This is a genomic window from Pontibacter virosus (assembly GCF_003096355.1).
Lineage (GTDB): Bacteria > Bacteroidota > Bacteroidia > Cytophagales > Hymenobacteraceae > Pontibacter > Pontibacter virosus.
The window spans coordinates 187,582-213,480 of sequence record NZ_QEKI01000006.1 but is presented as its reverse complement, the minus strand read 5'-3'; the positions used below and the strand labels follow the sequence as shown (position 1 = coordinate 213,480).

Genomic DNA, 25,899 nt, shown 5'->3' with positions numbered 1-25,899 from the left:
GGGGCTACATGAGCCCCTCGTCTGCCAGGGAGTAATAGCCCTCGCTGGTGAGGATGATGTGGTCGAGGACGGCGATGTCGAGCAGCTCCCCGCCTGCCTTCATCTTTTTGGTGAGCTGCAGGTCCGCCGCGCTGGGCTTGAGGTTGCCCGAGGGGTGGTTGTGGGAGAGGATGATGCCCGAGGCGCAGGCTTTGAGGGCGGCTGCAAAGATAAGCTTGGGGTCTGCCACGGTGCCCGAGACGCCCCCGGTGGAGACCTCGTAGATGCCCAGCACCCGGTTGGCCCTGCTTAGGAGCAATACCTTGAACTGCTCTACAAACTCGAGCTTACCTGGGTCCCAACTTTGTTTGAGCACCTGGTAACAGTCGGTGGAGGAGGTGACCTGCGGTCTTTCTGCGGGTGCGATTTTGTTGCGGTAGGTGAGCTTGATTTCGGCTGCTCTGGTGAAGGCGGAGGTGTTGATGTGCTTTTCCATAATCGTTGATCTTTTAAGTGTGAGGAAATTGATTATGGTGCCCCCGCTGCCTTCGGCGCCGGACTAAGGGCAAGGTGGAGGCCGGGAAAATGCGGAGGGTCCGCCGCAGGTGGATACCCATTTTGTTGGCACTACCTTGCTCCCGTGTCCGGACCGCAAGGCTACCTTTGCGGCAAATCATGTGACGTTGGATCTTAGCTTTGAAGAGATTCGGGGAATGGGATTTAATAGAGTGCTAAGGGGGCATGTGCTGCCAGCGGGCAGTGTTTTCCAATGGGACAGGTGTCGCCATTGGCTTCCCCCAGCAGGAGTTAAAAAACTGTTATTTCTATTTTAGAACGCATGAATAGAATGCAAAAGGGCGGGGGAATCGCTTTGGTCCCCTTTTGATATTTGTACTTACTTTTTTAGGGGCGGGTATCTGGCTGCAGGATTTTTACGCCCTGTCTTCGCCGGTTGCCGTGGTGGTCGGCATTGTCGCTGCCTTCCTGATCCTCAAAGGGCCTGTCAACGCCAAGGTAGAAGCGCTGATTCGCGGTTGCGGCGACGCTAGGATCGTGACCATGTGCCTGATCTACCTCTTGGCCGGTGCGATTGCCACCGTGTCCAAGGCAGTATGAGGTGTAGACGCCACGGTTAGCCTGGGGCTGCACGCCGGTCACCGCGATCTGGCTCCGTATTGTCTGCCTTGCCAGCTCCTCCATCTGTTCTTCGGTGTAGGGCAGGAAGGGAGGGGTAGCCTGATCAAAGAGTTTTTTGCTACACCTCTGATGGAAATCTACTTCGCCTCCCGGTAAGGGCTGGTAACAGTATAGGCATCTGTTCATGAATTATCCTCCTTTGTCACAGGGTGAATGCTTACAGCGCCGATGCAGTCCTTGCAACAGGCCAGCAGCAGCCCCATCCGGTCCCTGGGGTTCAGTTTCCAGTTCTTTTCGGCTATGTCCAGCAGCCAGCCCTCCGGTATCAGCCCGTCGAAGAAAGGGAACAGCACCCGGTCGGTGTAAGGCTTCTCCCGCAGGGGAAGGGTCAGGCTGATGGGCTCCGGGTTTTTTGAGCGGAGGTAGGCCGCGTCATAGCTGAAATGATACCCGGCCTCATCCTGTGTGAGCCAGCCGGCTGTTTTATCCTGGTATTTGACTTCTGCCTTTCTCATGGGAGCAATTCGTTTCGGTTGATGGGCAACGCGCCGCCCTGATAGCCAAAGAGCTGCAGCACCTGGTTCACCTTGTCCAGGCGCAGGCTCTCCTTCCCCTGCTCCAGGTCGCGTACGAAACGGAGACCCACGCCGGCCTTTGCTGCCAGCTCAGGCTGGGTGAGCCCGGCTGCCTTCCGCCGCTCCTTTACAAATTCGTTTAGTGACATGCTTTATACCTTATCGGGTATAAAGATAATTTAGTTAGAATCCATTATACCTGATCAGGTATAATGGTGAGGAATCATAGAAGGCCTGTTCCTGGTAAGGTATAGCATACTGGAGCAGGGAAGCTATAATACTAAAGGGGGCTATGCAGTGGCAGACAGTCGATTTGGCCTATATGCACCTGACGCGTTTTTGCGAGAGGACTGCACGCTTTACTCATTGTTTATACAAGCAAGCTGTCCATGAAACATAGTAAAGGTTACCCTAAGTATGCTGGATCGATCCTTTCACTTTTGTCCTTTTGCCCGTCAAAAATGGATGCTGCTCGAGCAATGGATCACTGGATGCTACTGACAATACTTTAACTTTAATTTGGGACTGCCCGACCTGTTGCTTTACCGCCTGTGCCTGGTGCCCTTTCCGGCATACTGCTGTGCTTCCTGCTGTAACTCTGACACCGTTTTCTTTCTGCCCCCTTTTACCCACTCCTCCAACTCAGACTTGTAAAAATAAAGGCGTTTCCCCCTTTTGTTGACCGGGATTTCCCTGCTACTGACTTTGAGGTAAACCGTGCCCACGGAAATCTTGAGAAACGCTGCAGCCTGCGCGACGGTGAACATTTCCTCCTCCTTTTCCGGGCCCTGCCTCTCCAGAAGGAGTTGCTCTATGCGGCTTAGCTTGTTATGCAGTTCACTGACGGCCTGAGGGAGTTTTTCAAAAGTTAAATTTTCCATATCTGTTTTCTTTATAATGAGGGATGAAGCACAAAATTGATAGGATTGACTGTGTTATTTATTTCGTGTAAGTCTTTAAGTAGCAGTCGGTAATCATGTTATCTTCAGTGTAATACGATTAGCCGCCTCCCGCTTGGATCGGTCGATCACCTTCGCATAGATCTGCGTCGTTTTCAGCTCCCGGTGCCCGAGGAGCTTGGACACGGTGTAGATGTCGGTTCCGTGGGAAAGTTGAAGGGTGGCATAGGTGTGCCTGAAACAGTGGAAGGTGATGTATTTGGTGATGCCGGCAGTCTTAACCCAATCGCGCAAAAGGTTGTTGTTTTGGGCAGAATATTCCAGCCCATCAAAAACCAGGGTGTCAGGCAATCCGCGCTCTCCTAATAGCTGTAGGGCTTCTTCAGAAATGGGAAGCAGCTCCACTCCCTGGGTTTTTTGCTGCCTGAACTGCAGGTAGTAGCCTTCTGCCTGGCTGTGTTGCACTTCACGCCAGGTGAGCTTTTTGATATCTGAAAAGCGAAGGCCTGTTAAGGCGGAGAAAATGGCTGCTTTCTTCAGGACAGGCAGGGGGCAGTCCGTTCCGTACAGCGCCTGCAGCTCCTCCAGGGTGAGAAATTCCCGTTTTGTCTCAGCTGGCTCGATGGCGGACACTTTTGTGTTCAGGTCTGATTTGAGAAGATCCTCTCTGTAGGCCTTTTTAAGAGTCGATTTAAACTTAATGAAATAGGAGACCGCCGTGTTGCGGGAGATCTTCGCTTTCCTTTTGCAACGCTGGCTTTTGGCGTGGAGCAGAAAGTCTTTGTAGGCGTTACAGTCGGCGACGGTCAGCTCAAATAATTTCTGCCCTTCAGAGAAGAAGTCCTGCATGTAAAGCAGTGAACTTTGCCACACCTGTCCGTTAGAGCCATTGTGTCTGGCAGCCTCTTTCCTGTAATAATCGAGCAGCGTGATTTTTTGCTTTTCTTTGGCGAGGAATCCAAAGTTCAGATTTTGTATCGCCAGCTGCCGTTGCGCACAAATATTAGTAGCAAGGGCCTGCGTTTCTTTGTTGTGGTGCTTCTCCAGCTGCGTTTTGGGCTTTTCAAACAGGAAAAGCCCCAAGAACTCCCGTCGGGTCAGCTTGCCCGTATCGGGGTGGGGAATAGGGGGGTAAAAGTCGAGGTAAAGCGAGAGCCTTTCTTTAGAGATCGGCTTGCGTCGTAAGGCTACTTTTGTCATGATAGCGGGAATTTGGTTTAAATCATAAAATAGGGCCCAGGAGTACATCAATCGGTTTTTTGGGGACATAGGCATAAATGCCCTGCCGGTACTTCGGTATGTTGTGCCGTATGATCAGGTCATACAGCGCCTTTTCAGAGATTCTGTACTGTTGCTGAACCTGTGTCAGGGTATAGCATTCGGCAGGGTTGAAAGCGGGTGGCGCGAGCTGCCCCGCCGTTTGGGCCAGAGGTGTAAGCTGGAACAGTTTGTCAATGTCAGCCCGCTTGATGATGGTTTTGCGGGCAGACAGCTGAGCGGCGGGAAGGATATTGCCCTTGATCAGGTTATAAACCGTTTGCCTGCTGCAGTTGATCAGGAGGGCCGTATCACGGATGGTCAGAAACTCCTTTGCCTTGATGTCCTCCAATGGCTTATTCCGGATGCGCTCTGTTTCCCTGTTGCTGGCCTCCACTTTGCCGGCCTTCTTCCTGGCTTTATAAGCGCGCTTGGCACAGTTGTCGCCGCAGTATTGGGTGACGGTCGTTCTGGCGGTGAACTCCTGTCCGCATTGCTGGCAAATACGCTGTATTCTGATGTTAGAACTCATGGCTGATAAGGGCAGTTAGAGTTATTTAAGTATCATTAGTGTTAAATAAGTCAAATAATCTCCCCCGATTTCAGTAGTGGGGTACAAATACTGTAATTTGGGTACGAACGAGGTACAACAGTACTATAAATTTAAGAATATCAATTTTGATTAACAAACAGGTATAGACGCAAAAAAGCCTGATTATCAATCATAATCAGGCTTTTGCTTTATTTTGATATTGACTTATTTTGAGAATCTACTTGCCGATGCAGAACTTTGTAAAAATATTATCCAGCAAATCATCATTTGTGATCTCACCCGTGATCATACCCAGGCTGTAAAGTGCCCGGCGTATATCGGCTGCCACCAAGTCGCCGCTCATACCCAGACCAATGCCGTTGAGCACATCATCCAAGGCCTCGTAGGTTTTGTTTAGGCTGTCGACGTGGCGCAGGTTGGTCACGATGGTCTGCTGCTGTGTGTTGAGTTTGCCCAAGTTCACTTTGTCTACCAACGCCTGTTTCAGGTCTTCCAGGTGTGCGCCCTCCGCAGCGGAGATCTTCACCAACCCCTCTATACCTGCAAATTCGGCTAGCTTCTCAGGTGTGGCCCGGTCTATTTTGTTGGCGACAGGCAGGAATGGCAGTTTTTTAGGGTTGAGCACTTCCAGTTCAGACTGTAGTTCTGCCGGCGTCGTGTCGGTCACATCGAACAAATAAATAATAAGCGAAGACTGACTCAGTTTCTGATGAGTACGTTCTACACCAATTGCTTCTACCTTATCCGTGGTTTCGCGGAGACCGGCCGTATCGATGAAACGAAATGTGACACCCCCAATGTTGATCTCATCTTCGATGAAGTCGCGGGTCGTACCCGGTACATCCGATACGATGGCTTTCTCATCGTTGAGCAGTTTGTTGAGCAGGGTAGACTTGCCCGCATTGGGCTTGCCCACGATCACAGTCGGAACGCCGTTCTTGATCACATTGCCCAGCTCAAATGATTTGAGCAGCTCGCGTATGATCTGCTGTATATTCAGGATCAGGGTGCGCAATTGGTCACGGTCGGCAAACTCCACATCTTCTTCGCCAAAGTCCAACTCCAGCTCGATCATCGAAGCGAAATGCACCAGTTCGGCCCTTAATCGTTTGATCTCCTGTGAAAAACCACCGCGCATCTGTTTCATGGCTACTTCATGCGAAAGGGCAGAATCGGAAGCGATCAGGTCGGCCACTGCCTCAGCCTGTGCCAGGTCAAACTGTCCGTTGAGGAAGGCACGCTTTGTAAACTCGCCGGCGTTGGCTAGACGAGCGCCTTTCTTCAGGAGCAGCTGCATGATCTGCTGCACAATAAAGTCAGAGCCGTGGCAGGAGATTTCCACCACATTCTCTTTGGTATAGGAGTGAGGCGCCACAAACAGCGAAACCAGCACTTCATCGATGATCTTATTGCCCTCGCGGATCGTGCCGAAATGGATGGTATGGCTGGCCTGCTCCGTCAGGTCTTTGCCTTTGAAAACAGAATTGGTGATTGTAATGGCCCCTGGTCCCGAGAGCCGGATAACCGCAATAGCGCCTATACCGGGCGCCGTGGCGACAGCGGCAATGGTATCGGTATGTAAAAACTGATGAATCAAGGTATAGCAGGTGTTTTAAAGCTCAAAATTACGGATTTATAAGGCATTCTGCACCAAACATTTGCCAATCCTACTTTTTGGTATATTCTTCCCAGGTTTTAGACTTGTGGTGATTGTCCCCGAAATAGGTTAGAATCTGGCGGAAGGTAGAAGCATCGATATAGCCGGGAACGGGCGTGAGCATGTTGAATTTCTCATCCAGGTAAACGGTGGTCGGATAGCTCATCTGTCCCTGTAGCAACGCCACCGCCAGTTCGTGTGCCCGGTACTGTTCTTTGAAGGTATAGGTATGGCCGTTTAGCGTGATCGGGGTCTTGCCCTCAGCATCAAGCTTCACGGCATAGTAGTTTTTATTAATATAGGCCACCACAGCAGGGTCGCTAAAAGTAGATTTGTCCATCTTTTTGCACCAGCCGCACCAGTCGGTGTACACATCAATGACTACTTTACGGGGTTGCTTTTTGATCTTCTCTGCAGCTTCTTCTATGCTAATCCAGTTGATTTTGGCTCCTTTCTGGCTTGGCTTATCAACTGGTGTACTCTTATGCCAGGTATAGCTGGAAGCCAACAGCATTAAAATGAGCAAAGGCAGCAGGAAAGTTTTCTTTAGCATGGTGGATTTTCTTTGAATCAAAACGCTTAAAGCACTACTTTGGATATATTCATCTTAAGGGTATAGTATTCAGTTTAGTGTCCTACTGTCTGCACACGTTTCTGTCTGCGCAATCTGCCATGCGTTGGCGAGAAAAGGAAAGCCATCAGGAACTCTATACCTGTCACGGTAGCGATAGCCCCGGCGATGGATCCATCGAGCCATACCGCCAGGTAGTAACCTGCAAAAGAGGCAATGATGCCCAAGGCTACTGATATTCCTAGCATCGTCTTAAAATCGTCGGTTAGCAGGTATGCCGTGGCAGGAGGGGCAACCAGGAAAGCCACCACAAGAATCGCCCCAACTGACTCAAAGGAAGCTACCGTTGTGAGCGACACCGCGCCCATCAATAGGTAATACCAAAGGGTAGTGGAGATGCCGATGGCAGCCGCGAAGGCCGGATCAAAGGTAGTCAGGAAAAGCTCCTTATACCCCAGCACTATGAAAGCGCCGATCAGCAGGGTCACTACCGCCAGCATCCAGACAGTGCGCGGACCCATGCTCAGGCCGCCATCGATGATGATGAGGTCGAGCGGCACATAGGCAATTTCGCCGTACAGCACGCAGTCCTGGTCCAGATCCACCTGTCCTGCAAATACGGAAATAAGGATGATGCCAATGGCAAAGAGCCAGGTAAACGTGACACCGATAGCTGCATCGGCCTGTACACGTGCAAAGCGGTGAAAGAACTCGATCAGAAAAGTGGTGAGTACACCCAGTAGTCCGGCCCCTATCAGCATCGGCACTGTATCGCGGGAGCCCGTGAACATAAACGCGACCACGATACCCGGTAACACCGCATGGGAAATAGCATCGCCCACCATGGCCATACGCCGCAGTATCAGGAAACAACCCAACAGACTGCAGCACGTCGCTACCAAACTACCCGTCAATATGATCCAGAATGCGTTCATGCTTTTTGATTTAGTGATTTAGTGGTGGAGTGGTTGAACGATTTTTTTATGATTTTAAAATTTTCAGGATTGATTTTATGAACAATTGTTTCTAATAATCTTGTAAATCCGTGGGGGTAGGGGCCCTCTTTAATCCTGCAAATCCTGATTCAAACAAATAAGTTGTGCACGATTCGGACAGGTCGCGACTTGTCCCTATAAGTTGTTATGTTTTATACCTAGCTAAAAACTATCTGCAACTTCAACTCGCCGTTACAGTATCACGTCGCTACATTTTACTTCTTAACTTCCTATTGCTAACTCTCAAAATCACTCAACCACTCCATCACTCACTCACTTAAGGTATCCTGGCGCTATGCGGGTCGAGGTCGGGGTAATTAAGTTCCTCGATGAGGCGCTGTTCCAGTTCCGGAGTAATGATGTGCTCGATCGTTTCGGCGTCTTCGTGCACGTGGTCGGAGGCCAGGTGCAGGTATTGTGTCAGGTATAGCTCCCAGAGGCGGTGGAGGCGCACTACTCGACGGCCGCGTTTCTCACCTTCCGGAGTCAGCAGCCAGCGCTGATTTTCCTTCTGGAGGTAGCCTTGTCTCTTTAACTTCTGCAATCCACTTAGGGCTTCTTGTTTCGGTATGTTGCGCCGCTCGAGCAATTCATCCAGACTGCGGGCGCTGCCGTAGTCCTGCCGGAGTTCGCCAAGCTGGTAAAGCAACTTGAGCAGGTTTTCCTCCAGGATGCGTGTTTTGTTGCGCCGCTGCCGCAGGATGCGGGCCACCCAACCACGACCGGGAGCCAGGGCAAAAGACAGGATCGCGATCATCGACACGATCAGCACGATCCAGGGTCCGGTCGGCATGGAAGGGGCGGTGTAGGAAACAAATGCGCCTGCTATACCTGAGAAAGCGCCTATCAGAGCAGCGAGCACCAGCATCACCTTCAAGTCTTCCGTCCAGAAGCGGGCCGCTGCAGCTGGCGTGATCAGCATGGCGGCCATCAGCACAACTCCTACAGCCTGTATACCTACCACAACAGCAAACACTGTGAGGGTGGTGAGCAGCAACTCTAGTCCCCGGACCGGAAAACCGATGGTACGGGCATAGGCCTGATCGAAACAGAGCAGCGTGAGTTCTTTGTAAAACAGCACTACGGCAACCAGGAGTAGCACGGCAACCACCCCAAATGCGATCAGATCTTCTCCGATAAGGGATGCCGCACTGCCGAACAAAAACTTGTCGAGTCCGCTCTGGGCGGCGTTACCTGTCTGCTGAATAGCGGTGAGAAGAAGAATTCCGATTCCGAAAAAAACGGAAAGCACTAATCCAATGGCTGTGTCTTCTTTGATGCGGGAGCGGGAGGTAATGTAGTCGATCACTACCAGGGAAAGCCAGCCTGTTACAAAAGCACCGATCAGCAGGATGAACGGATTTTTGGTGCCTGACAGGATGAAAGCAAGACAGACACCCGGCAGTACGGCATGTGCCACCGCATCACCTACCAGCGCCCGCTTGCGCAGCAGCGTAAAACAGCCCACCACCGCCGAACTCGCAGCCAAGAGCACCGAGCCCAGCGTCACGTACCGAATGTTGGCATCCGTAAACGAGAAAAACTCTAGGAAGTCCTGCATGTGTTTAATTGCTAATTGTTGATGGTTATATGGTTGATGGCTGAATTGTTAAACTGTTAAATGGTTGATTTTATTTGGGGTATAATTGGCCAGGTCGCGATCCCATCCTACGGGATACACATCTACCTTTTTATACTTTTTACTTTTGTAAGATCGCATCGCTCGATAAAAACAATTAACAATTTAACCTTCAACAATTTAACAATTTAGCTTTTCTCCCTCGCCGGGAATTCCTGTTTGCGGAGGAGGTCACCCACTTTGCTGAGTAGAGTTAGCTTGCCGCCGTAGGTCTGCTCCAGTAGTTCCTGGTTCAGAACCTGTTCGGTAGGGCCGGAGGCTACCAGGCGCATGTTCAGCAGCACCACCCAATCGAAGTACTCGGAGGCGGACTGTAGGTCGTGGTGCACCACGATCACGGTCTTGCCCTCGTCACGCATCAGGCGAAGCAACTGGATGATGGCGGTTTCGGTGGCAATGTCGACGCCTGCGAAAGGCTCATCCATAAAGTAGACGTCGGCATTCTGAGCCAGTGCCCGCGCCAGAAAAACCCGCTGCTGCTGTCCGCCGGAAAGCTGGGAAATCTGTCGGTTGGCAAAGCTTTGCATTCCTACTTTCTCAAGGGCTTCCATGGCAGCATCCTGGTCTGCTTTGCGTGGACGCTTAAACAAGCCCAACTGGCCATACCTGCCCATAAGCACCACATCAAATACGGAGGCCGGAAAATCCCAGTCCACTGACTCGCGTTGGGGCACATAGCTGATGCGGCTGTATACCTGCTTTAGGGGCTGATCGAAAATGCGCACGTAGCCGCTGCTCACCGGCAGCAGGTTCATCATCGCCTTGATCAGGGTAGATTTGCCTGCCCCGTTCGGGCCGATCACACCCACCAGCGCACCGGCTGGCAGGGTGAGGTCGATGCCCCACAGCACGGGTTTGCGGTCGTAACTTACTGTCAGGTCGTGTACTTCTACTACTGGATTATCTACTTGAAGTATCATATGTTAGCCTTCTTATTTTAAGGAAGTTACAATCGTGCTTGTGTTGTGGCGTACCATGCCAACGTAGGTGCCTTCCGGTGTTCCTTCTTCGCCCATGGCATCGGAGTAGAGTGTGCCGCCTATCAATACCGTATGGCCTCGTTTGCTACAGCCCTGCACCACCGCCTCTATGGCTTTAGGTGATACCGAAGATTCGACAAATACTGCTTTGATCTTGTTGCTTACAATATACTTAACGAGCGAAGACACATCCTGCAGTCCGAACTCGGATAGGGTGGAGATGCCCTGTAGTCCGCGCACCGCTATGCCATAAGCCTTACCGTAGTAGCCGAAGGCATCGTGCGCTGTGATCAGGATGCGCTGCTGCTCAGGTATGGATGCGATGGCCGACTTGGTTTCGTTGTGCAGTGCTGATAGTTCGCGCAAATACACTGTCGTTTGCTCCTGGTATACCTTGGCGTTCTGCGGGTCTTTTTTTTGTAGTTCGCTGCTCAGGTGCCCGACTACCTCCATCCAGAGTGAAACATCAAACCACACGTGCGGGTCGTGGCTGTCAGCATAATCGGCAGAGCTTAACAGATGCGTTTGCGGTATACCTGCTGTAGCCGGCAGCACAGTTTTATAGCGGCTCAGCTTTTCCAGCACTTCGCCCATTTTGCCCTCCAGGCGCAGGCCGTTGTAAATGATCACATCTGCTTCCGTCAGCTTGTTCAGGTCACCCTGGGTCGCCTTGTAAAGGTGCGGATCCACACCGCTGCCCATAATCGCTTCTACATCGGCCGCGTCACCCACAATGTTCACAACAGCATCTTTCAGTATACCTGTCGTGGTTACAATGCGCATCCGCTCTCCGGCCGGCACTTCGCCTCGGGAGTCTACCTGCGTACAGGCTGTTCCTAGCAGCATGGCCAGCAATAGGCACAGATAAAAAGCAGTTGCTTTCATACTAAGCGGACAGGAAAATATTACGTGCCACTTCACTGGATACAACCATGTTCTTCTTGTTTTCCAAATTGATCTCCAATGAGTTGTCGTACGGGATCTTGTCTATTACTTTAATCTTAGCGCCCAGGAATATTCCCATCTTGTCCAGATACTGCAGGAAGAGCGGCTGGGAGTCGTTAACGCCTACCACCGTGCCTGAACTGTTCACTTCCAGTTCTGCCAGCAGGCGCTGCTGTTTGGTGTTCATCTCGCCGTTTTCCGTCGGAATCGGGTCGCCGTGGGGGTCAAACTTTGGATAGCCAAGGAATTCGTCTAGCCGCCGGATAAGCAGATCAGAGTTGATGTGCTCCAGTTCCTCGGCCATCTCATGCACTTCGTCCCAGTTGAATTTCAGCTTCTCCACCAGGAATACCTCCCACAACCTGTGTTTGCGAATGATCTGCAAAGCTACCCGCTCGCCGCGCTCTGTTAGGGTCACGCCCCGATATTTGACATAGTCGGCTATACCTTTGGCGCTCAGCTTGCGCAGCATATCCGTCACGGAGGCCGCCTTGGTATCCAGCGCATCGGCTATCGCATTGGTGTTCACCTCGCGGGTGCCGCCATCCGATAGCTTGTAAATAGCCTTGATGTAGTTCTCTTCAGTAAAGCTGTGCACGCGGTTAAAAGATTGAGTGAATGAGTGATTGAGTGAGTTAGTGAATTGTTAAATTGTTGAGGGTTAAATTGTTTGGTGCACGATTCGGAGAGGGCTCTCCGCATGATTATCTGTGCACGATTCGGCCAGGTCGCGACCTGGCCCTACAGCTTTACATCTACCTTTTCTTACCTTCTACTTTCAAAAATTATATCGCTCGATAAAACAATTAACAATTTAACAATTCCCTAACACAATCGCTTAACTAAAAATTTACCAACGGATGAGGGCAGAGGCCCAGGTGAAGCCGGAGCCGAAGGCTGCCATACATACCAGGTCACCCTCTTTGATGCGTCCTTCCTGCACGGCCTCACTCAGCGCGATTGGTACGGAAGCAGCCGTGGTGTTGCCATACTTGTGGATGTTGCTCATCACTTTTTCAACTGGCAGACCCATCTTCTGCTGAATGTAAGAGGTAATGCGAAGGTTGGCCTGATGCGGTATAAGCATGTCAACATCAGTTGATTTATAGCCATTCTTATTAAGTGCTTCTTCAATCACTTCCGGGAAGCGCGTCACGGCATGCTTGAACACCTGGTTACCGTTCATGTAAGGGTAAACGGTGCCTTCGTCGATCATCTCGTGAGTCAGGCGGTCCTTTTTGGTACTGCCCGGGTCGATCACGGCCAGTTCTTCGGCAAACTCGCCATCGGCGTGCAGGTGCGTGGATAGAATGCCACGTTCAGTGCTTTCAGAAGGGGTGAGCACCACCGCACCAGCGCCGTCGCCAAATATCACTGACACGTTTCGGCCACGAGTTGAGAAGTCCAGGCCATTGGAGTGGATCTCTGAGCCTACCACCAGGATATTGTCGTACATACCGGTTTTGATGAACTGGTCAGCCACTGATAGGGCATACACGAAGCCGGAGCACTGGTTGCGCACGTCCAGCGCAGGAATTTCTTTCAGGCCCATTTCGCGCTGCATCAACACACCGGAACCTGGAAACACATAGTCCGGGCTGAGCGTGGCGAACACGATCATGTCCACATCCTCTGGTTTCAAACCGGCCATTTCCAGCGCTTTCATAGAGGCTTTGGCTCCCATATTGGAAGTCGTGTCTACACCTTCCTGGAAATAGCGACGCTCCTGTATACCTGTTCGCTCCCGGATCCATTCATCTGAGGTTTCCATGATTTTCTCCAGGTCAAAATTGGTGACTACCTTTTCAGGTACGTAATGGCCAACGCCAGCTATCTTTGAGTTTCGCATAATATAAGGTTTAGCTTTACAAATATACTGATTCTGTCTAAATTTAGATTCGTCTAAAAATAATTTTTTACTTTTCCTGTACTTGAGAAAGCAACGGTATGATGATCTGCAGCAGTTTTTCTTCTTCGCTTTCCCAATAAATAGCATTAGGTATACCATGTTTGTAGAAGTTGGTGGTACTCAACTCATGGTAAAGGGTTTCTATGTTAATTCGTCTAAAGTCAACGGCACGTCCGGCATCGTTTCCCGCAACTATGCCTTGCCACAGCGGGTTTTCCTGGATCATGATTGGCAGCCCATGTGCCATGTACTCATAGAGCTTCGTCGGGATGCAGCGAAAGGTGCTGGCATTGGGTCGGTAAGGCAACAGTCCAATGTGGCTTTTCTCTATTTGCTGCAATATATCCCGGTGCGGCACCAGCTTATCGCCACCGATCAGTTCTACGAAAGGGAGCGCCAGGCAAGCCTGTCGGAGCTTTGCCAAGGTATCGCTGTTGGCACAGTACCCGATAATAGTAAGTTTTGACGCAGGCCGAATAGCCTGCAGCTGTTTTGCCGATTCAATTGCTTCCCAGACACCGTATTCTTCTGCAATAGTGCCGCTGTAGAGCAGGCGGAGCGTACCCGTAGTTGGTAAGCTAACAGGCGTAGCAAGGGCTGACAGTTCCTGATGGGCTTTGTACTTGTTCTCTATAAAGGTATAGCGATCGCCCAAAAAAGGTAGTTCTTCGGCATAGCTGCGCTCGGCCAAAAGAAAGTGATCGATACTACCGGCTGTCATCTTTTCAATGGTGCGAATGCTCAGCGCCAGCAGGTGTTTGAGCGGCCAGCTGTAGTTGTGCTGCGCGCGCAGGTTAAGGCTATAGTTTTCCTGAATGTCGTATACTATCCGGACGTTGCTATACCTGGCTTTGTATAGCAGGGTAGGCAGCAGCAGTTCGTGTGTGCTCACAATAACCATATGTGGTTGAATGTGTTGCAGTAGACGGTAATGAGCACGCTGAGCGGCTATGCGTCCGGCACTGAGCCTGCTGAACCGGAAGATAGGGTGGAAATGCATGTTGGCAGGCGCTTCGGCAGGTATAGGCGCTTCATAGCCTGTTATGTGGATGCTCACTCCTGAAATTTTGCTAAGTGACAGACCCAGCTTTTCGTAGAGCCGGGTGTCATTTATGGGCTTTAGCAGCGAGGCCAGCAGGATTCTCTTTTCAGACATCGCCTAAATTTAATACTTTTACGCATTGATTCTCTAAAAACGAAAAATAGCATGGCATTACAGCAAATAATAGAGCAGGCCTGGGAAAACCGTGACTTGCTGAAAGAACATAACACAATAGAAGCGGTTCGTGCCGTGATAGAAGAGTTGGACAAAGGCCGTTTGCGCGTGGCAGAACCCGTTGGGGATGATTGGCAGGTAAACCAGTGGGTGAAGAAGGCGGTGCTTATGTACTTCCCGATCCAGGCGATGAAGACGATTGAGGTGGGTCCGTTTGAGTTTCATGACAAGATTGCGCTCAAAACGAACTATGCACAGTTGGGTGTGCGCGTAGTACCGCATGCTGTGGCGCGCTATGGTGCTTACCTCGCCAAAGGTGTGATCATGATGCCCTCTTACGTGAACATCGGCGCTTACGTAGACGAGGGCACGATGGTGGATACCTGGGCGACTGTAGGCAGCTGTGCACAGGTGGGCAAGCACGTGCACCTGAGCGGCGGCGTTGGTCTGGGTGGCGTGCTGGAGCCAGTGCAGGCAGCCCCTACCATTATTGAGGATGGTGCCTTTATCGGATCGCGCAGCATTCTGGTAGAAGGTTGCCGCATTGGCAAGGAAGCGGTGATTGGTGCAGGCGTAACGATCACGGGCAGTTCCAAGATCATTGACGTGACGGGTAGCGAGCCGAAAGAGTACAGAGGCTATGTGCCGCCGCGTGCCGTGGTTATACCTGGTTCCTATACCAAGAAATTCCCGGCAGGTGAATTCCAGGTGCCATGTGCCCTCATCATCGGCCAGCGCAAGGAAAGCACCGACCTGAAGACTTCGCTCAACGATGCGCTCCGAGAAAATGCAGTAGCGGTCTAATTTTTATACTTCCCTTTATTTAACTGAAAATCCCCCTGCCGGTTGGACAGGGGGATTTCTTTTTTAAGGTATAAGCTAATCTCAAGGTATAGCCTAGCCTCTGGAGTGCAAAGCAACCCGGTTGCCTTCAGTGTCCAGTAACAGTGCCATAAAACCGATTTCCTCTGCTATGAGGGTTTTGTCCTGCAGCAGTTTTCCGCCTGCCTTTTCTACCTTCGCGAGTTCGTTGGCCAGATCGCCGGAAGGAGAGGAGAAGTACACCAATGTGCCTTCAGCCGAAGGAGTGTAGTGCTTTTCGCTCTTCACCAAAGCACCAGGAGCGCCGGGGCCTTCATTTGACCAGGGAAACCAGGCCATCTCTTCCTCGCCCATCGGCTGGTAGTGCAAGGTATAGCCCAGCACGGATTCATAAAAACGAATGGCCCGTGGCATATCAGTCACCGGTATCTCGAACCAGCCTACAACATTAAAGGTCTGTGCCATCCTTATTGCGCAAAATACTTTTTCTTGAATCGATCCGCCACGACAAGTTCTTTCGAGCCTGGTATCCAGGTATAGAATCCCTGTCCTGACTTCACTCCTTTATGACCGGCCTGTACCATGTTCACCAACAGTGGGCATGGGGCGTATTTCGGATTGCCAAAGCCTTCGTGCAGCACGTTCAGGATTGAAAGGCAAACGTCCAGGCCAATGAAGTCGGCGAGTTGCAGCGGCCCCATCGGGTGCGCCATACCGAGCTTCATGATCGTGTCGATCTCTTCTACGCCGGCCACGCCTTCATATAAGGAGTAAATAGCCTCGTTGATCATCGGCATCAAAATGCGGTTAGCCACAAAGCCCGGGTAGTCGTTACATTCGGTCGGCACTTTGCCAAGTTGAAGCGACATGTCCATTACCTGGCTGGTCACTTCGTCGGATGTTGAGTAGCCGCGAATGATCTCAACCAGTTTCATTACCGGCACCGGGTTCATGAAGTGCATGCCGATTACCTTGTCAGGACGGTTGGTCACCGAAGCGATTTTGGTAATAGAGATAGAGGAGGTATTGCTCGCCAGTATGGCCTCTGGTTTGGCAAAGGCATCCAGATCCTTGAATATTTTCAGTTTCAAATCCACATTTTCGGTGGCCGCCTCCACGATCAGGTCCGCTTCCTGCACACCCTGCTTCATATCGGTATAAGTGGTGATGCGATCCAGCGTCTGGCCTTTCTGCTCTTCCGTCAGGTTGCCTTTGGCCATGATGCGGTCGAGGTTTTTAGTAATAGTGGCGAGTGCCTTATTCAGCGCTTCTTCTGAAATGTCAACCAAGGAAACAGAGAAACCATTTTGGGCAAAAACGTGGGCAATACCGTTGCCCATAGTGCCCGAACCAATGACTGCTATTTTTTTCATAGAGCTATATGCGTGTAGTTAAAAATCCATTACAAAGCTAACAGAAATCAGGCAAACATCGGTTTTAAAAACTTTTCTCTTGGAATACTTTAATTTTGTAAGCCCTTTTGATACAGGGCATCCCCTGAGTGGTACTAGGTATAGTTAATATTCTATACAAAATTATATTAGCCAATTCTAATTGTGAGATAAGTTGCGTTCAGGCTGTAAATCAAATAAATAAGGGCCTGTTTTACGATTGCTCTTATACCTGACTTTTACAATATTATAGTAAAGTATACAAAAAAATGCGATTATATAAATCCTTTAAAGTATAGGGCTCGTAAAAAGCTTAAAACAAAAAAATGCAAAGCAGGTCAGTTGATCTGTTTTGAAAGCCAGACAGACGGTTTTGCTTTCAACGCATTGAAAAGGAGAAATAAAACTAAACAACTATGGGAAATTTACTGTATATCATAGCCGTCGTGCTAGTGATCTTTTGGCTGATCGGATTCCTTGGGTTTCCTGATGCCGTAGGTGGGATTATCCACGTACTATTAGTACTAGCTGTTATCGCAGTGTTGCTGCGACTAATAAGAAGTGCTTAACCTATATAGCGGAACTACGTTAGATAGGATATCAGACTTTATTTTCGAAATTAAAATATTTAAAACTATGGGAAATTTATTGTATATCATAGCCGTTGTGCTAGTAATCTTTTGGCTGATCGGATTCTTAGGATTCCCTGATGCTGTTGGTGGATTGATTCACATCTTATTGGTGATCGCCGTGATCGTAGTTCTTTTACGACTCATACGGGGCTAATATCATTACTTTGAAAATAGAAAAGGCTGCAAAGAGATTTGCAGCCTTTTTTTGTTTATACCTTTGCGCTTCAGCCTACTTTCTGAATGGAAAGCTAAAGCCCGCTCTGATGACTGGATTTGAGTAGGGGGAGGCATTAGAGTCATTAAAGTTGTAAAGCAACAGAATGTCTGCAGCACCACGTTCGCCAATTCGCTGTCTGTAGCCCAGCCCAGCCATAGGTATACCTATAAAGCGCCTGCTGAATTCGTATACACCGGTGTTGTAGTTCATTAAAGGAAGCTCCACGCTCAGCTGCTCGAACTCACCATGGATCAAGAAATTTTCAAAAATCTGTTGCTGCGCGAAGATGCGGCCGCCGTAATTGTGCATGCTCTCACCTCTGAACCTTCTGTAGTGGTACACACCACCTATACCTAGCCAAAACGTTTCGGTAGCCCGATAGCCAATTACAGGTAGAAGCGACACGTTGGTAAAGGTGCCGAATTGCAGGCCAAAGCTACCACCCCAGAACATACGGTCGATCAGCGCTTGTGGGGCTTCCTCACCAGGGCGTACCACTTGCGGGCGAATCACTTCTGACTGCGGCTGGGGTTGCGTAACGCGGGGTTGTCGTTGTTGCTGTGGTTCCACAGTAGGACCTGTGGGCAGTTCGCGTTTGCGGCGCACCGTGTCAGGTTCAATTTGGGCCATGGCCGCTGTGCCACCCAACAGGCAGCACAGGGACAGTACCAGTATTTTGTAGCGATAGCGTAGCGGCATATCTTGCTTTTTTACAGGTTGTCGCTGGTATATACGCTATACCTTGGCTGTGGCGTACATTTTCTTGCGCAGCTCTTTGATGGTTTCATCAGACAGGTATTCTTCGTAACCCATGCGCTTGTCGATGATACCACGTGGCGTAAGCTCGATGATGCGATTAGCAATCGTGTCCACAAACTGTAAGTCATGTGAAGAGAACAGGATGGTGCCATCGAAATCGCGCAGGGAGTTGTTGAGCGCCGTGATCGACTCGAGGTCGAGGTGGTTGGTTGGCTCGTCGAACACCAGCACGTTACCGGACTGCAGCATCATACGCGAGAACATACAACGCACTTTCTCACCACCTGACAGTACGTTGGCCTTCTTGAGCGACTCTTCGCCTGAGAACAGCATGCGGCCCAGGAAACCGCGGATAAAGCTTTCGTCTTTCTCCACAGAGTATTGGCGCAGCCAGTCCACCAGGTTCAAGTTCGTGTCGAAGAACTCCTGGTTATCTTTCGGGAAGAACGAAGCGGTAATGGTAGTTCCCCACTTGAAATCTCCTGAATCAGGATGCTCTTCGTTGAACAGGATCTTAAAGAAAGTAGAAGCGGCAATGTCGTTACGACCGATCACCGCAATCTTATCTCCTTTATCAATCATAAAAGAAATATTCGTGAAAAGCGGCTGGCCGTCTATTGACTTGGTCAGGTTCTCCACATGCAGGATCTGGTTACCGGCTTCGCGCTCTGGCTTGAAGGCAATGTAAGGGTACTTGCGTGAAGAAGGCTGAATGTCTTCTACCGTCAGCTTCTCAAGTAACTTGGCACGCGAAGTAGCCTGCTTCGACTTGGAAGCGTTGGCGCTGAATCGGCGAATGAATTCTTCGAGCTCTTTACGCTTGTCCTCTGTCTTTTTATTGGCATCAGAGCGCTGCTTCAAGGCCAGCTGGCTTGACTGGTACCAGAAGCCATAGTTACCGGCAAACATCTTGATCTTGCCAAAGTCGATGTCGGCGACGTGCGTACACACGGCGTCTAGGAAGTGGCGGTCGTGCGATACCACGATCACGGTGTTCTGGAAATTGTCGAGGAAGTTCTCCAGCCACATGATCGACTCAGCGTCCAGGTGGTTGGTTGGTTCGTCGAGCAGCAGGATGTCCGGGTTGCCGAAGAGGGCCTGGGCCAGGAGCACGCGCACTTTTTCGCTACCGCTCAGATCTTTCATCAGGGCGTAGTGCAGGTCTTCGGTGATGCCAAGTCCGCTCAGGAGTTCAGCCGCTTCATATTCTGCGTTCCAGCCTTCCAAATCAGCGAATTCGCCTTCCAACTCAGCAGCACGCACGCCGTCAGCCTCAGAGAAATCTTCTTTGGCATAAATGGCATCCTTCTCCTGCATGATGTCAAACAGGCGCTTGTGACCCATGATAACGGTCTGCAATACCGGAGACTCGTCGTATTCGAAATGGTTCTGCTTCAATACAGCCAGGCGGGCGTTGGCTGGTATCTCCACAGTGCCAGTGTTCGGGTCAATCTCGCCCGAGAGAATTTTCAGGAATGTGGATTTGCCTGCACCGTTGGCTCCGATAAGACCATAGCAGTTGCCGGGCAAAAATTTAATGGTAACGTCTTCAAACAGGGTACGCTTGCCATAAGACAGGCTTACATTGTTGGTGCTGATCATAGATAGCTTAAAATGAGTATATGAAACGATTGCGGTGCAAAATTACGAAATAAAAACCGTCTTTTTTTCAAATTGCTGTAAACCAATAGGCTAAGGGCTTACAGAGTGCGGGTTAATTGCTTTTAAATGAAGCGCTTCGGGGTGTATTCCGAAAAATTTATGGTTCAAATCACAACGCCACGCCACATTCTCTAGTATATTGATTTAATTATATACGGCAGATTGCACCTGCTTTGGGGAGCTTTGCATACGAAAAGCTCTTTTTTATAACCAATCGTGTTACTAATCTGTTCATTTTAAAAAACTAAGGACTCTTAACAAAACAGTATACATATGGCACTTTCAAAAATCACATATCAAAAGGTATCGCTGAAATATGGTATTTTCGTAGGTATAGCGCACGTGCTTTTTTTCCTGATTATGCGTTTGCTGAACTTACAGGACAGGGTGGAGCTTTCGTTCCTGAGTGCGCTCTTCCTGATCGTAGGTATAACGGTCGCTATCTCGCAGTTCAAGAAAGCGAAGGGTGGTAGCCTCAACTACTTCCAGGGCCTGGCGATTGGTGCTACCACTGGTGTGGTTTCTTCTACTATTCTGGCGCTTTTCCTGGTTCTATATGTAACCGTTCTTGACACGGCATACCTGGCCAACCTGCAAACCAGTTCTCTGTTCCCGGTTAGTTTATCGGTACTATCGCTTTTCGTGCTGACCATTATTTATGGTACCATCCCGGGCTTTATCATCGCCTTTGTGGCTATGCAGTGGTTTAAGCGGGCCGATCATACTGTACCGGAGCGTATCTGATTGCAGCGTACAATAAAGCAGCGTATAATTTAACAAAGTCAACAACACCCGAAGCATCCCACCATGGAAAAAATTGGCCTCAAGTACGGCCTGTTCACGGCATTTGCATTGATCGCTTACTTTTTGCTCATGAAACTCATCGGCCTGGAGCAGATCATTGAGTTACGTTTTCTCAACGGCCTGATTATGGCAATCGGGGTCACCCTGTCCATACGGGGATTAAAGAAGATGCGGCAAGGCGATATAGGCTATTTCGAGGGACTGGGAACAGGCATTATTACTTCGGCCCTGGCAACCGTGCTATTCGCCGTTTTTATGGTGGTGTATATCAAAGCCTTTGATGACGGGCTGCTAGAAGTACTTGCCGGGGAGCAGTTCTTCGGTGACAGAATGGCCATCACGCCTGGTATCGTTATTTTTATGGTATTGATGCTGGAGGGTGTGATATCGGGCTTCATGGTTTCGTTCATTGCCATGCAATGGTTCAAGCGGCGTGACCACAAAGTTCCCGGAAGTCCTTGATCGAATTTTGATCCTGCTTAAGACAAAAAACAGAGGCGGCCTGGAATCTACCAGGCCGCCTCTGTTTTTTGGATTTTACTGCCAGATCAGTTAACCAGGTTATCTGGCCGCTGTATGATTTGTACAACTACTTCATGCAAATCGCCTTCCTCATCTTTAAGTTTATAAATAACCATTGGGTTGTCTGCATCATGTATCGGCGTGATATTGACAACCTTACCTGCATCAAGCCTGTCTTCGAGCTGCTGCGCCAGATCCTGAAAAGCCTTGGCGAAGTTAACTTCGAGCGAACTGGGATTATAATATTTAGTTTTCATGATTTTTTCACTTTGTATGGAGGGAGCCGCAACTGCGAAACCGGGAGCCACTGTTAAAAATACTATTTTGAGCGTTTTTTTTGTATACTGTTCTAAGGAGGCTTAGTTACGATATAGCTTCTTTTGAATACAAGTTGTTTTTTTAATTAAATAAATTTTTGAATAGTTACTATTTACGGGTATCATAAGACATTCCGCGCTATTAGAAAAATCTAAAAAATGTCTCTTTTTTGGCAGAACTAAAAGAATATAATTCCGTTCATAACACTATATAACGTTACAGCAGCCAGGTGATGGCTTAATACCCGAATACCATGAAAAGAATTATACCTTTATTGATCATACTTGGATTAACCATAAGTACAACGCAAGCTCAGCGGCTAAAAGAGACAGACGACGAGCTTGATAAAAAAGTACTTGCTATCAGTCTGAGTGGCCCCCAGATGGCTATTCTGGAAATGAAACGCGAATTGAATCTGAGCGAAGAGCAGCTCATGCAGATTGAACTGCTTCACGAAGAACGATACCAGCTTATGTCTGAGGCGGAGTCAAAACAGGATGATCCGCTTCAATTGCAGCGTGCCTACAGAGAAATACAGGTAAAGCACGATAAAGTAATGGCTGGCATACTGGATGAAAAGCAGCTGAAACACTTTCTGGAGTTAGAAGGCCGCCAGCACATAAACTTACTAACCGGCAAAGAGGAAGAATAAGACAAAAAGGATGACCATAAAAAAGCCCGCCATTTGGCGGGCTTTTTGGTTTATTTGGAAGTAGGGAGTGGACGCAGGTAGGTGATCTCACTCACTTTGCTTAGTGCATTGAAGCGAACCTCAGCCCGGTTTGCCTCAGAGAGCTTATTTCGTTCATTACAATGCGAACCGGGCTCCAGGTAGTAGATAAACACACGCTGCCCCCGGCGCATCAGTTGCTCCGCATCGGGTTTGCCGAGTATGTCCTTCACCTCTGCTTCCGGTCGACCGTACAGGTCGCGGCGTATAGCATCAAAGTCTTGCACCATAGTGCTTCGATGGCCCTTACAACCCTTTTTGTCTTGTTGCCACTTTTCGCTGTCAAAGCCAGAAATGCGGGCAGGGTCAGCGCAGCCCACAAACATAATAAGTAGTAGGGTATAAAGGATGTACGTTTTCATGTGCTATTCTCTTGCCTCAAAATTGCAGTTTCCGATTTTGGCATACAAGTAAATGCCCTAATTTATAAAACCGATAAATATAAAAGATAAAAAATATACTGCCCTTTTATACTAAGTTACAGGTATACACACGTTTAGCATATACACAAGGACACATGGTAAGTAAAAGGCCTGCCAATTGGACATAATCATTGCGCAAGGGAACAATTGTTGTGTTTTTCCCTGTTAGTACAGTAATTGCGTAAAACCCGATAGAAAACACTAACCTATGATAAGAACCATTGTCACCTCTTTTGCCCTAAGCTTCATGCTGATCGCCACCCCAGGTGGGGCGCGTCACGACGAATCAGATCCAATGGGACGTACAGCTGAAACCGTTTTAACCTCTACATCACTTGCCAGTCTGTCTTTCGCTGAGAAGAAAATCGCTTTCGATGAGCATGTGCAGGAAGTATATAACAGAGCAGGATTACAAAAGGCAGGGCTTTCTTACAGGGTGTTTGAGCGTGCTTATACCGGTTATCAGAATTTCAAGCAGCAAGCACTGACAGCTAGCGACAAGCAGATTCTGACGGTGGTTGATTTTACTAAACCAAGTAATTTGAAGCGCATGTGGATCATAGACCTGGACGCCAATAAAGTTGTATACAATAACCTGGTGGCGCACGGTCGCAACACAGGCAACGTTAAAGCCGAGAAATTTTCAAACGAGCCTAACTCTAACATGAGCAGCATGGGCTTTTACCTGACCAATAAAACCTATTATGGCAAGCACGGACTTTCACTGCGCCTGTCAGGTATGGACGAGCAGTATAACTCTAAAGCCATGGAGCGTGCTATCGTACTGCATGGAGCTGATTATGTGAGCGAAGATTTTGTGAAGCAGTATGGCCGGCTGGGCCGCAGCCTGGGTTGCCCGGCAGTGCCAAGAGCTATTTCCGGTGACGTGATCGAACTGATCAAGGACAACACGGTGCTCTATATACACAGCGCAGACAAGGCCTATACCTCTGACTACCTAAACACTGAAAGAGCGGTGGAAGGCTTTGCATCTTTTCAGGACACACTCCCGGTGAATGCATAGTTAGCTAAATATAAAACAGAAAAGCCACATCGGTCCCCGGTGTGGCTTTTCTGTTTTTAAGGAGTTTTACTGTTAGGTCTGGTCCTTTGTGGTTTTCACCAGATTGATGCCTGCAAAGAAAAAGATCAGGCCTACAATAAAAGGAACGGCGGCTGTATACTTGCCAACAGCGGCGCCGTCGCCTCCCATAACAAAAGCATAAGCCCCCCAGATGATGCCGACTATACCTAATATGGTCAGAATGGCACCGAATGTTCTTTTCATATTCATAATATTCTGTTTTAATTGAAGCTGCTTTTGCAGCGATTTTAGTGTATTACGAAATTCATATAAAATAGGGTAGCTATTTATGAATTCTTAAGGTATAGCCCTCCTGCCAGTTCTATTATTTCCTGCCACTTTCGTATACTTTTTAGAGCATTAAAAGTATACGCTGATGCAGCACATCTGGCGTATACTAATGCATTTATGCTACAGTAAACTGAAGAGCATAACCTAATAATGAGGAAAAATAGATATCGAGTAAAATGAAAGCAATCATGAAATTTATCGTCGCTATTCTGATTGCGGTGGTATCGCTGGTCACTTACTGGTGCAACAGGCAGGAAAACGAATTTACCGGCCAGGTGCAGCACGTGGATATGACCGTAGAACAGGAGATCGCTCTTGGGTTACAGACAGCACCCAAGATGGCCTCCCAGTATGGTGGACTTCACCCGGACGAACAGGCGAGAGCAGAGGTAAACGCAATAGGACAGCGGTTGGTACAAAATACCCGCGTAAGCGAAACGCCGTACAAATTTGACTTTCATTTATTGGCCGATGAAAAGACCGTAAATGCATTTGCCTTGCCTGGCGGGCAGATCTTTATTACAGCGGGTCTACTCCGCCGGCTAAGTACCGAAGCGCAACTGGCCGGTGTGTTGGGCCACGAGATAGGGCATGTAGTTGGGCGGCACTCTGCCCAGCAGTTAGCCAAAGCAAAGCTCACACAGGGCCTCACGGGTGCTGCAGCCATTGCTACCTATGATCCGGATAATCCAGCTTCACAAACCGGTGCTGTGGCTGCCGCCATGATCGGCAAGTTGATGAACATGCGATACGGCCGGGAAGACGAATTGGAGTCGGACAGGTTGGCGGTGCGCCTTACAGGCGAGGCTGGCTATGACCCCAGGGCCATGATTGAGGTGATGCGCATATTAGAGGAGGCCAGCGGTGGGGCTAGTGGTCCAGAGTTTGCTCAAACACATCCTAACCCCGGCAACAGGATCGCTGAAATTGAGCGTGCCATCCAGCAGGAATATCCAAACGGTCTGCCTGCCGGCCTGGTAGAATAAGTACGTGACCTAAATAAAACTGACACCACGACACGCGTATGCAACATCAAAAAAAACTCCATAACCTGTTGTTCGTCATCAACCCGATAGCGGGTGATATAGACAAAGAAGAACTGGAGGATGAAATAAAAACAATTTGTGCCGATCATCAACTGAACTGTGTCCTATACCGCACAACGGGGGAGAGTGATGTAGATGAGATAAAGCGGCGTATGAAGGAGAATGCCTTTGACGCTGTATTTGCAGTAGGAGGGGATGGTACCGTCAGTCTGGTTGGTGCCCTGCTGATTGACACGCACATACCCTTAGGAATTATTCCACTGGGCTCCGGTAACGGACTTTCAAAAGACCTGGGCATACCCCAGGATACTGAAGAGGCCCTGCAGCTGATCCATGAACATGTGGTGCGCAACATCGATACCATTGACCTGAATGGACAGCCTTCTATCCATCTCAGCGATCTGGGATTTAATGCGCTGGTGGTGAAGCGCTTTTGCGAAGGCGAAAAGCGTGGCCCGGGCGCCTATGCCTGGATAGCCCTGCAGGAGTATATGAACTACGAGCCGAAATTCTATCGCATAGAGACCGACACGGAGAATTTTGAAGGAGAGGCATTTATGGTGACCATCGCCAATGCGAATGCCTTTGGGAGTAATGCCGCCATTAACCCCAGTGGAATCCTAAACGACGGCCGTTTTGAGATATGCCTGATCGAGCCTTTCCCAAAAGCTGCCGCACCTGTTTTGCTGTACCGGATGTACACAGATAATATCGATGGCTCCATCTATACCCGACGCATTAGTTGCCGCCGGGCTACCGTCTACAACGTGGACAAGGAAGTGGTGCACATTGACGGGGAGCCGGTGGAGTTGGGAGAGGAGATAAAAGTGACGATGCACCCCAAAAGCCTGAAAGTCATTCTGCCTATACCGGAAGAAGCATAGACC

General features: G+C 49.4%; 32 protein-coding genes. 9 read left to right on the top strand and 23 right to left on the bottom strand.

All coding sequences use genetic code 11. From position 1 onward, the window contains the following. Positions 1–4 precede the first annotated feature (4 nt). The 16 genes from C8E01_RS11505 to C8E01_RS11430 form a co-directional block, all read right to left on the bottom strand. On the bottom strand, positions 5–475 hold the full coding sequence (locus tag C8E01_RS11505) for a JAB domain-containing protein (RefSeq protein WP_116543585.1): 471 nt from the start codon (positions 473–475) through the stop codon (positions 5–7). Positions 476–882: 407 nt separating this feature from the next. Continuing rightward, positions 883–1,302, bottom strand: a complete 420-nt coding sequence (locus C8E01_RS11500; protein ID WP_116543584.1) for a hypothetical protein — start codon at positions 1,300–1,302, stop codon at positions 883–885. After that, the gene (locus tag C8E01_RS11495; RefSeq protein ID WP_116543583.1) at positions 1,299–1,631 is read right to left on the bottom strand and encodes a HipA N-terminal domain-containing protein; all 333 of its coding nucleotides are present in this window, start codon (positions 1,629–1,631) and stop codon (positions 1,299–1,301) included. The genes C8E01_RS11500 and C8E01_RS11495 overlap by 4 nt, the downstream gene beginning before the upstream one ends. Further along, complete coding sequence (locus C8E01_RS11490; protein ID WP_116543582.1) at positions 1,628–1,840, bottom strand: helix-turn-helix transcriptional regulator; 213 nt, start codon at positions 1,838–1,840, stop codon at positions 1,628–1,630. Before C8E01_RS11490 ends, C8E01_RS11495 begins: the two co-directional genes overlap by 4 nt. Before the next feature lie 393 nt (positions 1,841–2,233). Beyond that, on the bottom strand, positions 2,234–2,572 hold the full coding sequence (locus tag C8E01_RS11485) for a helix-turn-helix domain-containing protein (RefSeq protein ID WP_116543581.1): 339 nt from the start codon (positions 2,570–2,572) through the stop codon (positions 2,234–2,236). Between the two features lie 93 nt (positions 2,573–2,665). Then, positions 2,666–3,790 (bottom strand): site-specific integrase, encoded by a 1,125-nt coding sequence (locus tag C8E01_RS11480; protein WP_116543580.1) that lies wholly within the window; start codon positions 3,788–3,790, stop codon positions 2,666–2,668. Positions 3,791–3,812: 22 nt separating this feature from the next. Continuing rightward, complete coding sequence (locus tag C8E01_RS11475) at positions 3,813–4,379, bottom strand: helix-turn-helix domain-containing protein (protein WP_116543579.1); 567 nt, start codon at positions 4,377–4,379, stop codon at positions 3,813–3,815. 238 nt (positions 4,380–4,617) lie between these two features. Beyond that, complete coding sequence (mnmE, locus tag C8E01_RS11470; protein WP_116543578.1) at positions 4,618–5,997, bottom strand: tRNA uridine-5-carboxymethylaminomethyl(34) synthesis GTPase MnmE; 1,380 nt, start codon at positions 5,995–5,997, stop codon at positions 4,618–4,620. 70 nt (positions 5,998–6,067) lie between these two features. Beyond that, positions 6,068–6,610, bottom strand: coding sequence for a thioredoxin family protein (locus C8E01_RS11465; protein ID WP_116543577.1), 543 nt, complete (start codon positions 6,608–6,610; stop codon positions 6,068–6,070). 74 nt (positions 6,611–6,684) lie between these two features. Next, positions 6,685–7,563, bottom strand: a complete 879-nt coding sequence (locus C8E01_RS11460; protein WP_116543576.1) for a metal ABC transporter permease — start codon at positions 7,561–7,563, stop codon at positions 6,685–6,687. Positions 7,564–7,900: 337 nt separating this feature from the next. Next, complete coding sequence (locus C8E01_RS11455) at positions 7,901–9,184, bottom strand: metal ABC transporter permease (RefSeq protein WP_116543575.1); 1,284 nt, start codon at positions 9,182–9,184, stop codon at positions 7,901–7,903. A 206-nt stretch (positions 9,185–9,390) separates the two neighbouring features. Continuing rightward, entirely contained in the window at positions 9,391–10,182 is a 792-nt protein-coding gene (locus tag C8E01_RS11450; protein WP_116543574.1) for a metal ABC transporter ATP-binding protein, read from the bottom strand. Positions 10,183–10,194: 12 nt separating this feature from the next. After that, positions 10,195–11,127, bottom strand: coding sequence for a metal ABC transporter solute-binding protein, Zn/Mn family (locus C8E01_RS11445; protein WP_116543573.1), 933 nt, complete (start codon positions 11,125–11,127; stop codon positions 10,195–10,197). Position 11,128: 1 nt separating this feature from the next. Next, positions 11,129–11,785: a metal-dependent transcriptional regulator gene (locus tag C8E01_RS11440; RefSeq protein ID WP_116543572.1), complete on the bottom strand. Its 657-nt coding sequence runs from the start codon at positions 11,783–11,785 to the stop codon at positions 11,129–11,131. Positions 11,786–12,037: 252 nt separating this feature from the next. After that, positions 12,038–13,036, bottom strand: a complete 999-nt coding sequence (locus C8E01_RS11435) for a 3-oxoacyl-ACP synthase III family protein (protein WP_207774893.1) — start codon at positions 13,034–13,036, stop codon at positions 12,038–12,040. Positions 13,037–13,103: 67 nt separating this feature from the next. Continuing rightward, positions 13,104–14,252: a glycosyltransferase gene (locus tag C8E01_RS11430; protein ID WP_116543571.1), complete on the bottom strand. Its 1,149-nt coding sequence runs from the start codon at positions 14,250–14,252 to the stop codon at positions 13,104–13,106. A gap of 51 nt (positions 14,253–14,303) precedes the next feature. Between C8E01_RS11430 and C8E01_RS11425 the strand changes: the two genes are divergently transcribed. Then, complete coding sequence (locus C8E01_RS11425) at positions 14,304–15,116, top strand: 2,3,4,5-tetrahydropyridine-2,6-dicarboxylate N-succinyltransferase (RefSeq protein ID WP_116543570.1); 813 nt, start codon at positions 14,304–14,306, stop codon at positions 15,114–15,116. 93 nt (positions 15,117–15,209) lie between these two features. On the opposite strand, the gene C8E01_RS11420 is transcribed toward C8E01_RS11425, so the two are convergent. Then, complete coding sequence (locus tag C8E01_RS11420) at positions 15,210–15,599, bottom strand: VOC family protein (RefSeq protein ID WP_116543569.1); 390 nt, start codon at positions 15,597–15,599, stop codon at positions 15,210–15,212. Between the two features lie 2 nt (positions 15,600–15,601). Then, positions 15,602–16,507, bottom strand: a complete 906-nt coding sequence (locus tag C8E01_RS11415) for a 3-hydroxybutyryl-CoA dehydrogenase (RefSeq protein ID WP_116543568.1) — start codon at positions 16,505–16,507, stop codon at positions 15,602–15,604. Positions 16,508–16,941: 434 nt separating this feature from the next. On the opposite strand from C8E01_RS11415, the gene C8E01_RS11410 reads away from it, so the two are divergent. Both C8E01_RS11410 and C8E01_RS11405 read left to right on the top strand, forming a co-directional pair. Beyond that, positions 16,942–17,094: a lmo0937 family membrane protein gene (locus C8E01_RS11410; protein ID WP_108212983.1), complete on the top strand. Its 153-nt coding sequence runs from the start codon at positions 16,942–16,944 to the stop codon at positions 17,092–17,094. A 67-nt stretch (positions 17,095–17,161) separates the two neighbouring features. After that, entirely contained in the window at positions 17,162–17,311 is a 150-nt protein-coding gene (locus C8E01_RS11405; protein ID WP_007660460.1) for a lmo0937 family membrane protein, read from the top strand. A 75-nt stretch (positions 17,312–17,386) separates the two neighbouring features. Here the strand turns inward: C8E01_RS11405 and C8E01_RS11400 are convergent, their stop codons facing one another. After that, on the bottom strand, positions 17,387–18,073 hold the full coding sequence (locus C8E01_RS11400; RefSeq protein WP_116543567.1) for a hypothetical protein: 687 nt from the start codon (positions 18,071–18,073) through the stop codon (positions 17,387–17,389). A gap of 36 nt (positions 18,074–18,109) precedes the next feature. Next, a complete protein-coding gene (locus C8E01_RS11395; protein WP_116543566.1) occupies positions 18,110–19,735 on the bottom strand; it encodes an ABC-F family ATP-binding cassette domain-containing protein in 1,626 nt (541 codons plus the stop codon). A gap of 333 nt (positions 19,736–20,068) precedes the next feature. Between C8E01_RS11395 and C8E01_RS11390 the strand changes: the two genes are divergently transcribed. Both C8E01_RS11390 and C8E01_RS11385 read left to right on the top strand, forming a co-directional pair. Then, complete coding sequence (locus tag C8E01_RS11390; RefSeq protein ID WP_116543565.1) at positions 20,069–20,539, top strand: DUF4199 domain-containing protein; 471 nt, start codon at positions 20,069–20,071, stop codon at positions 20,537–20,539. A gap of 63 nt (positions 20,540–20,602) precedes the next feature. Beyond that, complete coding sequence (locus C8E01_RS11385) at positions 20,603–21,061, top strand: DUF4199 domain-containing protein (RefSeq protein WP_116543564.1); 459 nt, start codon at positions 20,603–20,605, stop codon at positions 21,059–21,061. An 86-nt stretch (positions 21,062–21,147) separates the two neighbouring features. Here the strand turns inward: C8E01_RS11385 and C8E01_RS11380 are convergent, their stop codons facing one another. After that, the gene (locus tag C8E01_RS11380) at positions 21,148–21,378 is read right to left on the bottom strand and encodes an SH3 domain-containing protein (RefSeq protein WP_116543684.1); all 231 of its coding nucleotides are present in this window, start codon (positions 21,376–21,378) and stop codon (positions 21,148–21,150) included. A 314-nt stretch (positions 21,379–21,692) separates the two neighbouring features. Here C8E01_RS11380 and C8E01_RS11375 point away from each other — a divergent pair, with 314 nt between their 5' ends. Beyond that, positions 21,693–22,091: a hypothetical protein gene (locus tag C8E01_RS11375; RefSeq protein ID WP_116543563.1), complete on the top strand. Its 399-nt coding sequence runs from the start codon at positions 21,693–21,695 to the stop codon at positions 22,089–22,091. Between the two features lie 50 nt (positions 22,092–22,141). On the opposite strand, the gene C8E01_RS11370 is transcribed toward C8E01_RS11375, so the two are convergent. Continuing rightward, a complete protein-coding gene (locus tag C8E01_RS11370) occupies positions 22,142–22,531 on the bottom strand; it encodes a hypothetical protein (RefSeq protein WP_116543562.1) in 390 nt (129 codons plus the stop codon). A 268-nt stretch (positions 22,532–22,799) separates the two neighbouring features. Here C8E01_RS11370 and C8E01_RS11365 point away from each other — a divergent pair, with 268 nt between their 5' ends. Next, a complete protein-coding gene (locus C8E01_RS11365; RefSeq protein WP_116543561.1) occupies positions 22,800–23,615 on the top strand; it encodes a murein L,D-transpeptidase catalytic domain family protein in 816 nt (271 codons plus the stop codon). A gap of 72 nt (positions 23,616–23,687) precedes the next feature. Here the strand turns inward: C8E01_RS11365 and C8E01_RS11360 are convergent, their stop codons facing one another. Continuing rightward, complete coding sequence (locus C8E01_RS11360; protein ID WP_229733734.1) at positions 23,688–23,879, bottom strand: hypothetical protein; 192 nt, start codon at positions 23,877–23,879, stop codon at positions 23,688–23,690. A gap of 275 nt (positions 23,880–24,154) precedes the next feature. Here C8E01_RS11360 and C8E01_RS11355 point away from each other — a divergent pair, with 275 nt between their 5' ends. Then, positions 24,155–24,952, top strand: coding sequence for a M48 family metalloprotease (locus tag C8E01_RS11355; RefSeq protein WP_243409538.1), 798 nt, complete (start codon positions 24,155–24,157; stop codon positions 24,950–24,952). Between the two features lie 38 nt (positions 24,953–24,990). Then, on the top strand, positions 24,991–25,896 hold the full coding sequence (locus tag C8E01_RS11350; RefSeq protein WP_116543558.1) for a diacylglycerol/lipid kinase family protein: 906 nt from the start codon (positions 24,991–24,993) through the stop codon (positions 25,894–25,896). The last annotated feature ends 3 nt before the right edge of the window (positions 25,897–25,899 follow it).

Bases quoted from the DNA above. Each gene is read 5' to 3' on its own strand.
- C8E01_RS11380 (WP_116543684.1), bottom strand. From the start codon at position 21,378: ATGAAAACTAAATATTATAATCCCAGTTCGCTCGAAGTTAACTTCGCC.
- C8E01_RS11425 (WP_116543570.1), top strand. From the start codon at position 14,304: ATGGCATTACAGCAAATAATAGAGCAGGCCTGGGAAAACCGTGACTTG.
- C8E01_RS11490 (WP_116543582.1), bottom strand. From the start codon at position 1,840: ATGTCACTAAACGAATTTGTAAAGGAGCGGCGGAAGGCAGCCGGGCTC.
- C8E01_RS11420 (WP_116543569.1), bottom strand. From the start codon at position 15,599: ATGGCACAGACCTTTAATGTTGTAGGCTGGTTCGAGATACCGGTGACT.
- C8E01_RS11395 (WP_116543566.1), bottom strand. From the start codon at position 19,735: ATGATCAGCACCAACAATGTAAGCCTGTCTTATGGCAAGCGTACCCTG.
- C8E01_RS11435 (WP_207774893.1), bottom strand. From the start codon at position 13,036: ATGCGAAACTCAAAGATAGCTGGCGTTGGCCATTACGTACCTGAAAAG.
- C8E01_RS11505 (WP_116543585.1), bottom strand. From the start codon at position 475: ATGGAAAAGCACATCAACACCTCCGCCTTCACCAGAGCAGCCGAAATC.
- C8E01_RS11375 (WP_116543563.1), top strand. From the start codon at position 21,693: ATGAAAAGAATTATACCTTTATTGATCATACTTGGATTAACCATAAGT.
- C8E01_RS11445 (WP_116543573.1), bottom strand. From the start codon at position 11,127: ATGAAAGCAACTGCTTTTTATCTGTGCCTATTGCTGGCCATGCTGCTA.
- C8E01_RS11415 (WP_116543568.1), bottom strand. From the start codon at position 16,507: ATGAAAAAAATAGCAGTCATTGGTTCGGGCACTATGGGCAACGGTATT.
- C8E01_RS11465 (WP_116543577.1), bottom strand. From the start codon at position 6,610: ATGCTAAAGAAAACTTTCCTGCTGCCTTTGCTCATTTTAATGCTGTTG.
- C8E01_RS11410 (WP_108212983.1), top strand. From the start codon at position 16,942: ATGGGAAATTTACTGTATATCATAGCCGTCGTGCTAGTGATCTTTTGG.
- C8E01_RS11350 (WP_116543558.1), top strand. From the start codon at position 24,991: ATGCAACATCAAAAAAAACTCCATAACCTGTTGTTCGTCATCAACCCG.
- C8E01_RS11390 (WP_116543565.1), top strand. From the start codon at position 20,069: ATGGCACTTTCAAAAATCACATATCAAAAGGTATCGCTGAAATATGGT.
- C8E01_RS11360 (WP_229733734.1), bottom strand. From the start codon at position 23,879: ATGAAAAGAACATTCGGTGCCATTCTGACCATATTAGGTATAGTCGGC.
- C8E01_RS11495 (WP_116543583.1), bottom strand. From the start codon at position 1,631: ATGAGAAAGGCAGAAGTCAAATACCAGGATAAAACAGCCGGCTGGCTC.
- C8E01_RS11500 (WP_116543584.1), bottom strand. From the start codon at position 1,302: ATGAACAGATGCCTATACTGTTACCAGCCCTTACCGGGAGGCGAAGTA.
- C8E01_RS11430 (WP_116543571.1), bottom strand. From the start codon at position 14,252: ATGTCTGAAAAGAGAATCCTGCTGGCCTCGCTGCTAAAGCCCATAAAT.
- C8E01_RS11370 (WP_116543562.1), bottom strand. From the start codon at position 22,531: ATGAAAACGTACATCCTTTATACCCTACTACTTATTATGTTTGTGGGC.
- C8E01_RS11460 (WP_116543576.1), bottom strand. From the start codon at position 7,563: ATGAACGCATTCTGGATCATATTGACGGGTAGTTTGGTAGCGACGTGC.
- C8E01_RS11450 (WP_116543574.1), bottom strand. From the start codon at position 10,182: ATGATACTTCAAGTAGATAATCCAGTAGTAGAAGTACACGACCTGACA.
- C8E01_RS11385 (WP_116543564.1), top strand. From the start codon at position 20,603: ATGGAAAAAATTGGCCTCAAGTACGGCCTGTTCACGGCATTTGCATTG.
- C8E01_RS11485 (WP_116543581.1), bottom strand. From the start codon at position 2,572: ATGGAAAATTTAACTTTTGAAAAACTCCCTCAGGCCGTCAGTGAACTG.
- C8E01_RS11400 (WP_116543567.1), bottom strand. From the start codon at position 18,073: ATGCCGCTACGCTATCGCTACAAAATACTGGTACTGTCCCTGTGCTGC.
- C8E01_RS11480 (WP_116543580.1), bottom strand. From the start codon at position 3,790: ATGACAAAAGTAGCCTTACGACGCAAGCCGATCTCTAAAGAAAGGCTC.
- C8E01_RS11475 (WP_116543579.1), bottom strand. From the start codon at position 4,379: ATGAGTTCTAACATCAGAATACAGCGTATTTGCCAGCAATGCGGACAG.
- C8E01_RS11405 (WP_007660460.1), top strand. From the start codon at position 17,162: ATGGGAAATTTATTGTATATCATAGCCGTTGTGCTAGTAATCTTTTGG.
- C8E01_RS11455 (WP_116543575.1), bottom strand. From the start codon at position 9,184: ATGCAGGACTTCCTAGAGTTTTTCTCGTTTACGGATGCCAACATTCGG.
- C8E01_RS11355 (WP_243409538.1), top strand. From the start codon at position 24,155: ATGAAATTTATCGTCGCTATTCTGATTGCGGTGGTATCGCTGGTCACT.
- C8E01_RS11365 (WP_116543561.1), top strand. From the start codon at position 22,800: ATGATAAGAACCATTGTCACCTCTTTTGCCCTAAGCTTCATGCTGATC.